Origin of the sequence: Pedobacter punctiformis, from assembly GCF_027213715.1 — a bacterium.
GTDB classification, from domain to species: domain Bacteria; phylum Bacteroidota; class Bacteroidia; order Sphingobacteriales; family Sphingobacteriaceae; genus Pedobacter; species Pedobacter punctiformis.
In genome coordinates, this window is record NZ_JAPWGM010000001.1 from 510,272 (window position 1) to 521,844 (window position 11,573).

14 protein-coding genes and 1 tRNA gene are annotated in these 11,573 nt (G+C 35.8%); 7 read left to right on the plus strand and 8 right to left on the minus strand.

Features of this window, described 5'->3' with window-relative positions; all coding sequences use genetic code 11:
* The first annotated feature begins 64 nt into the window (after positions 1-64).
* The gene (locus tag O0955_RS02290) at positions 65-769 is read left to right on the plus strand and encodes an SAM-dependent methyltransferase (protein ID WP_269425910.1); all 705 of its coding nucleotides are present in this window, start codon (positions 65-67) and stop codon (positions 767-769) included.
* A 342-nt stretch (positions 770-1,111) separates the two neighbouring features.
* On the opposite strand, the gene nadD is transcribed toward O0955_RS02290, so the two are convergent.
* The 4 genes from nadD to O0955_RS02310 form a co-directional block, all read right to left on the minus strand.
* Entirely contained in the window at positions 1,112-1,705 is a 594-nt protein-coding gene (gene nadD, locus O0955_RS02295; protein ID WP_269425911.1) for a nicotinate (nicotinamide) nucleotide adenylyltransferase, read from the minus strand.
* 138 nt (positions 1,706-1,843) lie between these two features.
* Positions 1,844-2,413, minus strand: coding sequence for a guanylate kinase (gene gmk / locus O0955_RS02300; RefSeq protein ID WP_269425912.1), 570 nt, complete (start codon positions 2,411-2,413; stop codon positions 1,844-1,846).
* A 68-nt stretch (positions 2,414-2,481) separates the two neighbouring features.
* Complete coding sequence (locus O0955_RS02305) at positions 2,482-3,345, minus strand: YicC/YloC family endoribonuclease (RefSeq protein ID WP_269425913.1); 864 nt, start codon at positions 3,343-3,345, stop codon at positions 2,482-2,484.
* Between the two features lie 54 nt (positions 3,346-3,399).
* Positions 3,400-4,140 (minus strand): lysophospholipid acyltransferase family protein, encoded by a 741-nt coding sequence (locus O0955_RS02310; RefSeq protein ID WP_269425914.1) that lies wholly within the window; start codon positions 4,138-4,140, stop codon positions 3,400-3,402.
* Positions 4,141-4,267: 127 nt separating this feature from the next.
* Between O0955_RS02310 and O0955_RS02315 the strand changes: the two genes are divergently transcribed.
* On the plus strand, positions 4,268-4,978 hold the full coding sequence (locus O0955_RS02315) for a hypothetical protein (RefSeq protein WP_269425915.1): 711 nt from the start codon (positions 4,268-4,270) through the stop codon (positions 4,976-4,978).
* A gap of 61 nt (positions 4,979-5,039) precedes the next feature.
* Here the strand turns inward: O0955_RS02315 and rnc are convergent, their stop codons facing one another.
* From rnc to O0955_RS02330, 3 genes are all read right to left on the minus strand, one after another.
* Positions 5,040-5,768, minus strand: a complete 729-nt coding sequence (gene rnc / locus O0955_RS02320; RefSeq protein ID WP_269425916.1) for a ribonuclease III — start codon at positions 5,766-5,768, stop codon at positions 5,040-5,042.
* 99 nt (positions 5,769-5,867) lie between these two features.
* Positions 5,868-7,121: a beta-ketoacyl-ACP synthase II gene (gene fabF, locus O0955_RS02325; RefSeq protein WP_269425917.1), complete on the minus strand. Its 1,254-nt coding sequence runs from the start codon at positions 7,119-7,121 to the stop codon at positions 5,868-5,870.
* Between the two features lie 20 nt (positions 7,122-7,141).
* A complete protein-coding gene (locus O0955_RS02330) occupies positions 7,142-7,378 on the minus strand; it encodes an acyl carrier protein (protein WP_008508386.1) in 237 nt (78 codons plus the stop codon).
* A 158-nt stretch (positions 7,379-7,536) separates the two neighbouring features.
* On the opposite strand from O0955_RS02330, the gene O0955_RS02335 reads away from it, so the two are divergent.
* From O0955_RS02335 to O0955_RS02355, 5 genes are all read left to right on the plus strand, one after another.
* Positions 7,537-7,956: an IPExxxVDY family protein gene (locus tag O0955_RS02335; protein ID WP_269425918.1), complete on the plus strand. Its 420-nt coding sequence runs from the start codon at positions 7,537-7,539 to the stop codon at positions 7,954-7,956.
* A gap of 149 nt (positions 7,957-8,105) precedes the next feature.
* Positions 8,106-9,536 (plus strand): pyruvate kinase, encoded by a 1,431-nt coding sequence (gene pyk, locus O0955_RS02340; RefSeq protein ID WP_269425919.1) that lies wholly within the window; start codon positions 8,106-8,108, stop codon positions 9,534-9,536.
* 99 nt (positions 9,537-9,635) lie between these two features.
* Positions 9,636-9,723: transfer RNA gene (locus O0955_RS02345), tRNA-Ser, on the plus strand.
* Between the two features lie 517 nt (positions 9,724-10,240).
* The gene (locus tag O0955_RS02350) at positions 10,241-10,594 is read left to right on the plus strand and encodes a nuclear transport factor 2 family protein (protein ID WP_269425920.1); all 354 of its coding nucleotides are present in this window, start codon (positions 10,241-10,243) and stop codon (positions 10,592-10,594) included.
* 139 nt (positions 10,595-10,733) lie between these two features.
* Positions 10,734-11,264 (plus strand): DinB family protein, encoded by a 531-nt coding sequence (locus O0955_RS02355; protein WP_269425921.1) that lies wholly within the window; start codon positions 10,734-10,736, stop codon positions 11,262-11,264.
* A 40-nt stretch (positions 11,265-11,304) separates the two neighbouring features.
* Here O0955_RS02355 and O0955_RS02360 read toward each other — a convergent pair whose 3' ends face one another.
* Positions 11,305-11,484, minus strand: a complete 180-nt coding sequence (locus tag O0955_RS02360) for a hypothetical protein (protein WP_269425922.1) — start codon at positions 11,482-11,484, stop codon at positions 11,305-11,307.
* Positions 11,485-11,573 lie beyond the last annotated feature (89 nt).

An 11,573-nucleotide genomic window follows, 5' to 3' on the forward strand; every position in this document is an offset into this window, starting at 1 on the left:
AAAATACTGTACAATGATTAAACTTTAAAACATAAGTTACCTAATTTGTAAGTATTTTTGCAGCATGCAGAACGGCACCTTATATCTTATTCCTGTACCTCTTGCAGAGGAGGCAGCACATAAAACCTTTACCCCCTATTTGGTTGATACGATTAATCAGATTGACACCTATATTGTAGAAAACAGTAAAACCGCCCGAAGATTTTTGAAAGAAGCGGGATTAAAAACTCCTCAAAAAGATTTAATTGTGCACGATTATGATAAGCACAGTCGTAATTCGAGCCTGGTTCCGTTTTTTAAGGAGCTTTTAGAAGGTAAAGATGTTGGTTTAATGAGCGAAGCCGGATGCCCTGGGATTGCAGATCCGGGAGCAGATATTGTTGCCGAAGCACATAAACGCGGCATTAAGGTTGTGCCTTTGGTTGGACCAAGTTCAATTCTGCTTGCTTTAATGGCTTCGGGTTTTAACGGACAAAGCTTTACTTTTTGGGGTTACCTGCCAATTGATAAAGAACAACGCAGTAAACGCATTAAAGACCTTGAATTATCAGGCACGCGTTATAAACAAACGCAGCTGTTTATCGAAACGCCTTTCCGCAATAACCAGATGATGGAAGAGATTTTAAAAAGCTGTAAACCCAGTACACAACTTTGCGTGGCCTGCAATTTAACGGGCGAAGATGAGTTTATTAAAACGCAAAGCATTTACAACTGGCGGAAAGAAGAAATTGATTTGCATAAAAAACCGACCATATTTTTATTGTCGTAGTATTATAAATTTCAAATATAAAATCCTCTGAAAAATCAGAGGATTTTTTGTTAGATGCTGATTTTACAGATACGATACCTTTGCCAGGCGGGCTTCTTTTTTTGATGTCAAAAAGAAAAAATACCAGTCAATTACAAAACATAAACGCAATTGGATTATAACCCTTAATAGTTTTACAAGCGTTTAGATTTAAACTGGATTGAAGCGGTATCTTCCGGTTTTTCATCGGAAATTTAGCGAAAAGCTAGGCGAACGTTAATTTCATCATAGCTTTTGCTTTCCAAAAAAAATAACCATTTAAAGATTGTACAATTATATTACACTAATCAACGTAAGTCCATCTTATAAATACATTCCTTTTCCTTCAATAAAAGCGATAACCTTATCAGGCAGGAAAAACTGAACATTCTTTTTTTCTTTAATTGCTTTCCGGATAAAAGTTGAAGATATTTCCATCAACGGAGTGTTGGTAAAAGTAATTGACGGATGATTTTCCCATTCGCTTACATTTGCTCCGGGACGCGGGTAAACAAAAATCTGATAGTTTTTAAGCAGTACTTCATAATTTTTCCACTTCTTAAACGAAACTAAATTATCGGCGCCCATAATAAGCACAAACTCTTTTTCAGGATACTTTTCATGAAGATAGGTAAGAGTATCGATGGTGTAAGAAGGTTGCGGCAAAGCAAATTCGATATCGCTAACCCGGAGATTTTCGGCATGCTCTGTTGCCAGCTTTGCCATCTCCAGCCGATCGTACATATTGGTTAATCCGCTCTTATCTTTTAAAGGATTGTGCGGAGAAACGATTAGCCAAACTTCATTAAGCTCTGTATGATTGGCCATGTAATTGGCAATAATTAAATGTCCGGTATGAATTGGATTATAGGATCCGAAAAATAAGCCAGTTTTAAATTTGCCCCTTGCAGTTGCCATTACTTTAATTTTCAATATAGGTCATTCCGGAAGCAATGAAGAATCTTTCAATAAGTCCTGCTTTAACAAAATGTTTATTTCAATCTTCTGTTCCAACTTACAAATTCTTCGTCAGGCTCAGAATGACAATTTATATTTTTATTTCTTTATAAAATCGCCGACTAACTTTTCAGCTTCGGCACAAGCGACTGCTAAGTCGTAGTTTTTTAAAATCACATCAAATTTATCCGCGTAAAGAAGCTCTTTTTCTGCCTTGATAAAACGTTCCTGTAATTTTTCGGCGCTATCTGTGCCACGACCACTTAAACGTTCTTTTAGCACTTCTAAAGATGGTGGCTGTACAAAAATTGCTAAAGCATCTTCTTCATATTTTCTTTTCAAACGAATTCCGCCTTCTACATCTATATCAAAAATCACATGTTTGCCTTCATTCCAGATGCGTTCAATTTCCGAACGTAATGTTCCGTAAAAAGTTCCGTTATAAACTTCTTCAAACTCTACAAATTCCTGACGGGCAACTTTATGCAAAAACTCTTCCTTACTTATAAAATAGTAATCGTTTTCGTGTGTTTCTGCACCTCTTAACTCACGCGTAGTTGCGGAAATAGAAAAGCTCAGTTCAGGAAACTTTTTTAATAAATGGTGTACAATTGTGGTTTTACCTGCTCCTGATGGTGCTGAAAATATAATTAATTTGCCTTGTTTCATTTGGAAAGCTAAAAGCTAAAAGCTAAAAAACCAAAGCAGATTTTTGCTTTAGTTCTTAGCATTTCTGCTTATAATACGTTTAATAGTTGTTCTTTTATTTTTTCTAATTCTTCTTTCATACCCACCACAAATTGCTGTATTTGTGCATCGTTAGCCTTAGCACCCATGGTATTTATTTCACGGCCAATTTCCTGCGAAATAAAACCTAGTTTTTTCCCGTTTGCTTCTTTACTGGTTAGCGTTTGCAAAAAGTAATCACAATGACTTTTTAAACGGGTTTTTTCTTCGGTAATGTCTATTTTATCGATGTAATAAATCAGTTCCTGCTCAAAACGGTTTTGATCGATGTTAACTTTACCAACTGCATCATCCAAAAACTGACTGAATTTTTCGCGGATAGCCGTTAATCGTCTTGGTTCAAGCGCTTCAACCGATTTAAAATAAGACAGAATGTTTTTAATCCTTAACTCCAGATCAGCTTTTAAAACGGTGCCTTCATCTTCTCTAAACTTATTGAAATTGTTAAGGGCTTCGGTAAAGATCTGATATAAGTGATTCCACTCATCTTCACTAACACTTTCCTCTTTATAATTAATTACGTCCGGAAAAGTTAAAGCCGTTTGCAATAAATTATTGCTGTTTGCATTTAATTCTTCATTAACGGCAGTTAACTGGTTGTAATAGTGCGTTAGCAAAGCGGTATTAATAGTAGCACCCGTAACTTCAGCTGCAGAACGTTCTACATTGATGCTCAACGAAACTTTTCCTCGTTCAATATCTTTACTGCAAACATTGCGGATTATGATTTCTTTATCAGAAAAGGCTTTAGGATATTTTAAATTTAGCTCAAGAAATTTGCTGTTGAGCGATTTTATTTCGACACTATATTTAGCATTAGCATAGTCGGCTGTTACCAGGCCGTATCCTGTCATGGATTTAATCATGTGCAAAGATAGAAAATTTACTTTACAGTTTTTATAATTCCCTTATTGTGACACTGGATTGAGCAAAGCCAGAATGGAGTTGTATGTTTTTTCTTTTAGCATTTCAAGGTCTTCTGCGACCAAACCTTTCACTTCAATAGCCGTTCCAAATCGGGTATTTATAATCCCCGGATTAAGCATTAAAGGGTCTGTTCTGGGCAAATGTTTTTTGCTGTTCATAATTGCAAATGGCAATACCGGCGTTTGGGTTTCAATAGCCAAACGAAATGCCCCATCAAAAAAAGGCGTTAAAGGCTTACTCGTTTTGTTCATCGTACCTTCAGGAAAAATTAATATGGATTGTCCATCAGCAAGATCTTTTCTAAGTTCGGCCACAGAGTGATCCCGGCTTTCGCGGCTGCTCCGGTCTATTACAACAACCAATCTTTTGTAAATCCAGCCAAATACAGGCACTTTAAGCATTTCAATTTTACCCAGTGGACTAAAAGCCTGTGGAATGGAAATTACGATGGCAACTGCATCTAAAAAAGAGCTGTGATTGCCTACATAAATATAAGATTTAGAGGTATCAACTTCTGATTTCCCATTGCTGGTAAACCATAAGAATGTAAATAAACTAAAACCCCAGGCCCAAAATTTCAGAAAAATAAAAGAAACTTTTTTACCTGATTTTTCTTTTAAAAATGTGGTTGCTAAAATTATAAAGGGACAAACGACTACCATAAGCACAAAAAATACGAGTGCCGAATACAATAAATAAATGGCCCCAACAAGCTTTCGCATCTGTATTAACGTTTTTTTAACAGTTTACTTGGTTAACAATTGTTAATTTTACAAAAAATATTCCACACAAGATGAAAGCAAATCGTTTGGCTTTCCTGATTTTAAAATGCCTGTAAAAATTTAAAATATGAAACGAATTACCTTAGCCGCCATACTCGTATTTATTTGTGCCTCTGCTTTAAACTTAAAAGCGCAGGATCTTCTTGTTAAAGGGGTAATTTTTGAAAAGGGAACCAACATCCGGGTAGCGCTATCTGAAATTACCAATAAACGTACAAAGTTAGGCGTAGGCAGTAATGATCTTGGTTTTTTTCAAATTAAAGCCAACATTGGCGATACACTTTTAATTACCAAAAGAAATTTAAATGATCAGCAAATTATTGTTCACGGACCGCAGGACATTATTGTTTATCTGGTAAGAGGAAGTACCATGCTGGATGAGGTAACCGTTAAAGGGAACACAAAAAAGCAGGACCTTGATGAGATAAAACGTGAATTTAGAAACAAAGGCGTGTACAATGGTGGTAAATCATCCTTTTTATCTGCCATTTTTCAGCCTTTAAACGGTTTATATAACTTATTTGGCAGAGATCCTAAAAATGCCCGCCGGTTTGGGCGGTATGCAGACAATGAAATCAAGCAAAGTCAGATCGATCAGTATTTTAACACCACCATTATACAAAACAATACGAATCTTAAAGGGCAGGACCTTGAAAACTACATGCTTAATTACCGCCCAACGTTTGAAAAAGCTCAATATTGGAACAGCTACGATTATATTAAATACATTAAGGAATCTTCGAAGAAGTTTACGGATACTTTAGGAAAAGACAAGTAGGTTGGCGGTTTTTAGCAAGCAGTTTAAGCAATTTTGACAATTAAACAGTTTATCCTATTGCTTAGATAGACAAAACTTCACAGGCTTTTTCGGCAGCTAGTTTTTCAGCATTTTTCTTATTGTAATCACGCCCCATACCAACTATTTCGCTATCTACCAAAGCATTAATGGTAAATAGTTTTGTACTTTCACCTTCGCCATTTTCGGTTAATTCAAACATTACATCTTTACCATGGCGCTGGCACCATTCAATTAATTTACTTTTGAAATTGGTTTCGGTAAGTTCAAGGGTATGAATATCGATATGTGGTTTTACAATTCTGCGCAATAAAAATTCTTTGGTGAAATTGTAACCCTTATCCAGGTAAATGGCTCCAATAATTGCTTCAAATGCATCGCCAAGCATTGAGTTATGCTTAGTTTGAATACTAACAGAACGTTGATCGAACTGAATTAATTTATCAAAGCCAATTTTTTTTGCCAGCTGATTCAGATTAGCCCGGTTAACGATTTTTGACCGCATCTCTGTTAAAAAGCCTTCTTCCTTGTACGGATAATGTTTAAAAAGCAATTCTGCAATTACAGAACCCAAAACAGCATCACCTAAAAATTCTAAACGCTCATTGCTGCTCCGGCTTCCATTCTTCAAAATTTTAGCCATAGATCGATGCCTGAACGCCATTTTATATAGCGTAACATTACCCGGAACAAAACCTAAAATATTTTTCAGTTTTTTAACAAACTCCTTTTCGGGAGAAAGGTAAAGCTTATATAATCTTAATATCGGCATTAAATAAATAACACAATTAACGGCTAATCAGCATATTTAACTAAGTTATCCATTTTTAACCAGCATCCAAAATTATATAACAAGGCTGTTTGAACTTTTTTAGTCTTCGTACTTTTTGAAAATCACTGAAGCATTGTGACCTCCAAAACCGAAAGTATTACTTAAAGCCGCTCTTACTGTACGTTTTTGAGCTTTATTAAAAGTAAAATTCAATTTAGGGTCAAAAGCAGGATCATCTGTAAAGTGATTAATTGTTGGAGGAACAATATCATTTTGAACAGAAAGAATTGCTGCAATGGCCTCAATAGCACCGGCTGCCCCTAAAAGGTGACCAGTCATTGATTTTGTTGAGCTGATGTTCAGTTTATAAGCATCTTCACCGAATAAATCTGCAATGGCCTTGGTTTCACTAATATCACCAAGTGGTGTAGAAGTTCCGTGAACATTGATATAATCGATATCAGAGGTACTTAAACCTGCATCTTTCAGTGCATTGGTCATAACCATTCTGGCACCTAAACCTTCAGGATGAGGTGCCGTGATGTGATTAGCATCCGCACTCATTCCACCACCCACAAGCTCTGCATAAATTTTTGCACCCCTTGCTTTGGCATGTTCAAGTTCTTCCAGAATAATTGTCCCTGCGCCTTCACCAGCAACAAACCCATCACGGTCTTTATCAAAAGGACGTGACGCAGTAGTAGGATCTTCATTTCGCGTAGATAATGCATGCATGGCATTAAAACCACCCATTCCTGCTTCGTTAATGATCGCTTCAGAACCACCGCTGATAATTACATCGGCCATACCCAAACGGATATAGTTAAATGCATCAATCATAGCATTTGTTGAAGACGCACATGCCGAAACAGTTGCAAAATTTGGCCCGCGTAAGCCATACTTGATTGAGATATGCCCTGGAGCAATATCAATAATCATTTTAGGAATAAAAAACGGATTGTACCGTGGGGTACCATCTCCTTTGGCAAAATTACTCACCTCATCTAAAAAGGTTTTCAATCCGCCTATGCCAGCGCCCCAAATTACACCGATGCGGTTAGTGTCTAATTTCGAAAAATCAAAACCACCATCCTTTACGGCTTCGTCTGTTGCGACTAAAGCATATTGTACAAAAGGATCTAGCTTGCGGGCTTCCTTTTTTTCCAAAAAATCTTCCGGATTGAAGTTTTTTACCTCGCAAGCGAATTTGGTTTTGAACTTTTCAGTGTCAAAACCTTTAATAGGAGCAGCGCCACTCACCCCGTTAGTCAATCCTTCCCAAAAATCAGGAACATTATTGCCTATAGGAGTGAGCGCACCCAACCCTGTTACTACTACTCTTTTTAATCCCATTTATACTGAAAGCGTGTTTCTTACTTAACGTTTTTTTCCAAATAAGCAATTGCCTGGCCAACAGTACCGATGGTTTCAGCCTGATCATCAGGAATAGCTACATTAAATTCTTTTTCAAATTCCATAATAAGTTCTACGGTATCTAAAGAATCTGCACCCAAATCGTTAGTGAATGAAGCCTCTGGCGTAACTTCACTTTCGTCAACACCTAGTTTTTCTACGATAATAGCCTTAACTCTTGAAGCAATATCAGACATAATTTTATAATTTAATGGTTAAATAATTCTGTGCAAAGAAAAATAAATTCTTACAATTTTCAAATGTTTTTATTTCGACACTCAATTTTGGCATCCAAATAACAAGGCGAATATAGAATTAGTTTTTTAATTTTGTCGTGTTAATAATTTATTTTGCTTTGAATAAAACTTATCTCAAGTTAACCTTAGACCTTGATTTTATACTAATTGCGATCACAGCACCCCTAAAAGACTATGTGCTGTGCCACAAAATTAATACGAGGTTGGGCACGCAATTTGAAAAAGTTGAAGACCACGAAATATTTTTTAATATTGACGAACCAGCCTGGTATTTTTCGAAATATTACTTTTTTGTAGAGCAGGGAGAGGTAGAATATTACCTGCTGAGCAACAAAAGCAGCGACGGTTTGCTGGTTCCTGAAATGAGTAATGTAGACTTTTTTATCATTATCAGAGAGTTTATTGATAAAGAAGATCTTAATTATTTAATAAACGGATTAAACAAACTACCTGATATACAAGTAGCTGCAAGAATAGAACCCACCAAACTTAAAAGCAAAGAGAATTTGGTAATATAAAAATTATATACTTGGTGTATTAAATACACTATATTTGAGGGTTATAAAAGAAAGAACAAAACAATAAATACATAAAATTTGATGCAGTTTAATTAATTTAGACAATTAATTAGCGTTTTCGAAACTGCATTGTTAAAATCAATTAATAAATGAAACCTTTTCATTCAAGAACTAAAATTGTTGCCACTCTTGGGCCTGCCTCCGCTAAACCAGAAGTTTTATATAGTATGTTTAATGCCGGATTAGATGTTTGCCGTTTAAATTTCTCACACGGTTCACAGGCAGATCATCAGGCCGTTTTAGATACCATCCGCGATCTGAACAAAAAATATGATTATAATGTGGGTATCCTTGCCGATTTACAAGGCCCTAAAATCCGTATTGGTTTAGTAAAAGAAGGCGGTATTAACCTGATTAATGGTAAAACGACTATTATTACCACCAACGAATGTATTGGTAATGAAGAGCGTATCTATATTACTTACCAAAACTTCCCTCAGGATGTTCAGGCAGGCGAAATTATCCTTTTGGATGATGGAAAACTGCAAATGAAAGTTTTAGAAACCAATTTAAAAGATGAAGTGCTTTGTGAAATTGTTCACGGTGGTATTTTAACTTCAAGAAAAGGTGTAAATCTTCCAAATACTAAAGTTTCTATTCCTTCCCTAACACCTGAAGATCGTGAAAACTTAGAATTTGTTCTTCAAAATGATGTAGAATGGATTGGTTTATCTTTTGTACGTAAAGCTGAAGACATTATAGAGCTTAAAAAAATAATTGCTGAGCGTGGTAAAACAGCCCGTGTAATCGCTAAAATTGAAAAACCTGAAGCCATAGCCAACATCGATGAAATTATCGCTGTAACAGACGGTATTATGGTTGCCCGTGGCGATCTTGGGGTAGAGTGTCCGATGGAAGAAGTTCCATTGCTACAAAAAATGATTGTTGCTAAATGCAGAGCAGCTTCAAAACCGGTAATTATTGCAACCCAGATGCTGGAAAGCATGATTACTACCCCCCGCCCAACCCGTGCAGAGGTAAATGATGTAGCCAACTCTGTTTTAGATGGTGCTGATGCAGTAATGTTAAGTGGCGAAACTTCGGTTGGAGAATTTCCATTGATCGTAATCGAAACCATGCAAAAAATCATTCAGAACATTGAGGTTAACAACTATCCTTTCAATCCTGATAAATTTTTAAAACCAAAATCACCATCTTTCTTAAGTGATGCGATTTGCGATTCAGCTTGCTTTTTAGCAAAACAAACCAATGCAATAGGTATCGTTTCCATGACTTTAAGTGGTTATACCGCTTTTGAAATTTCAAGTCACCGTCCGGAAGCTTTAACTTTTATCTTTACCAGTAACCGGGCTTTATTAAATACAGTGAGTTTACTTTGGGGCGTTAGAGGCTTTTTCTATGATAAATTTGAAAGCACAGATAATACCATTATTGAAGTTAACGAGTTCTTAAAAAGTAAAAAACTGGTTAAACAAGGTGATATCATCATCAATACCGCTGCCATTCCGATGGAAGTTAAAGGTAAAACCAATATGTTAAAAATCACTGTAATAGACTAGTAACCGTTTATTTCAAAATAAAACACAAGCCCTTAACATTTTTTGTTGAGGGCTTTATTGTTTAAGCGATATAAAATTATATTTTTGCAACCCACACACGGAGAGGTGTCAGAGTGGTCGATCGAGCACGCTTGGAAAGCGTGTGTACTGCAAGGTACCGCGGGTTCGAATCCCGCCCTCTCCGCCAATTTATAAGCAAAGCCTGGCAATAGCCGGGTTTTATTGTTTATAGATTTTTGTATTTCCAGGCAACATTCAAGCACATCTGCTTCTCTATAAGCAATTTATATGCGTCTAAAGGATATTTTCACTTCATAAAAAGGGTATTTTCATTATACAAAAAGGATGTTTTCCCCCCTAAAAAAAGTAAAATAAAACTGCACTATTGTATCGTCAAATCGAGACTTAAAAATGGCACGGTGAGAAATACATTTCAATAAGTGCTAAAGTTACCAAGGGACAGGAAATGGGTACTTTCATGTATGGAGGTTCTTCATATTATCCTCTCATCCCTATAGTACAGTTTAAAAACAAAAAAGCTCTGGTACCATACCGGAGCTTTTGTTTGTCAACCATTGAGGCTTTAGATCGTTTAATTAATTTTAATAAAGAGCAGCGGCAGTGTCTTTTTGAGATAATACGGTTGCACCAAACAATAAGTATATTTAACTTGTATTCAGGATTTATTAAAAGAAAAATTAAACATGAGTAAAAATAAAGAAACCGTAACCCGTTATATGGAAGGTTTTAATGCCACTGACCATTCAAAAATTCTTTCCTGCCTTACTGATGATGTAGTATGGGAATTGCCGGGTGTTTATCTAAAAACCGGTAAAGAAGCTTTTGATCAGGAAATTGAAAATGATGATTTTATTGGCCCTCCGGAAATTACGGTAAGCAGGTTAACAGAAGAAAATGATATCGTAATTGCTGAAGGAGCCGTTAAAACTAAACGAAAAGATGGAGAAGGCTTAAACTTGGTATTTTGCGACGTATTTGAAATGGAAAATGGATTAATCAAAAAACTAACCAGTTATTTGATGACCATTCCCGCATAAAATTTTTCCTTATAGCTGTAGCCTGATTAGTCAATTAAAATATAAATACCATTTCAAAAAAATAATTTTCTTCGTAATTTCAAACTGCCATAGGGTTGTCAGTGCCGGGTATTTAATTTGTAGAAACAAAACAAAATCTATGATACAGGAACAATTATTACCGGAAACCATGGTTAAAGAAAATGCCATTACTCAATTAATGAAAAACTATGCCAACTACAATTTTTGGGCAAATATGACCCTTGTAAACTGGCTTAAAAAACAACCCTTAACTTTACTTGAACAAGAAGTAAAATCGAGTTTTAAAAGTGTAAAAGCAACATTAATTCATATTTTACAAACTCAGGAATATTGGTTTTCTGTAATTAGCAAAACGGAGTTTATAACCAACGATTATCAATGCGAAGTTGAAGAGTTGTTTGATCTTTTCCTGCAACAATCAGAAATGCTGGCCAATTATATTAATGATATGGACGCACCAGCGCTTGAGGAAAGTATTTTTGTTCAAAGCCCATGGTTTCATTCAGATTTTCAGAATTTCGAGTATGTAATGCAGGTTTTTAATCATAGCACCTATCACCGTGGACAAATTATTACAATTTGTCATAATTTAGGAATTACAGGTGCTCCAATGACGGACTATAATTATTATAATGTAAATGCCAGATAAAACACCAAAATAAAACCCCGCCAAGTGCGGGGTTTTATTTTTAATTTTTATGTTCGCGTTTCCGCTCATTGTCTTTATTTGACGTTTGATCCGACCGCTGTCCACCTCCATTGGTTATGCCCTGAATTTTCTTATCGGTCTTTATATCATGGTTGGCTCTGTCGGCTATTGAACTTCCTTGTGTAGTTGGATTGTTTTTAGGGGTGTTTGTGTTTTTCATCGCTTTATAATTTAAGTGTTTAGAATTACAAAGAGCGCTCCTTTATAAAACCACAGGTTTGGCATTATGTTTTTATTTTTTCAAAACGT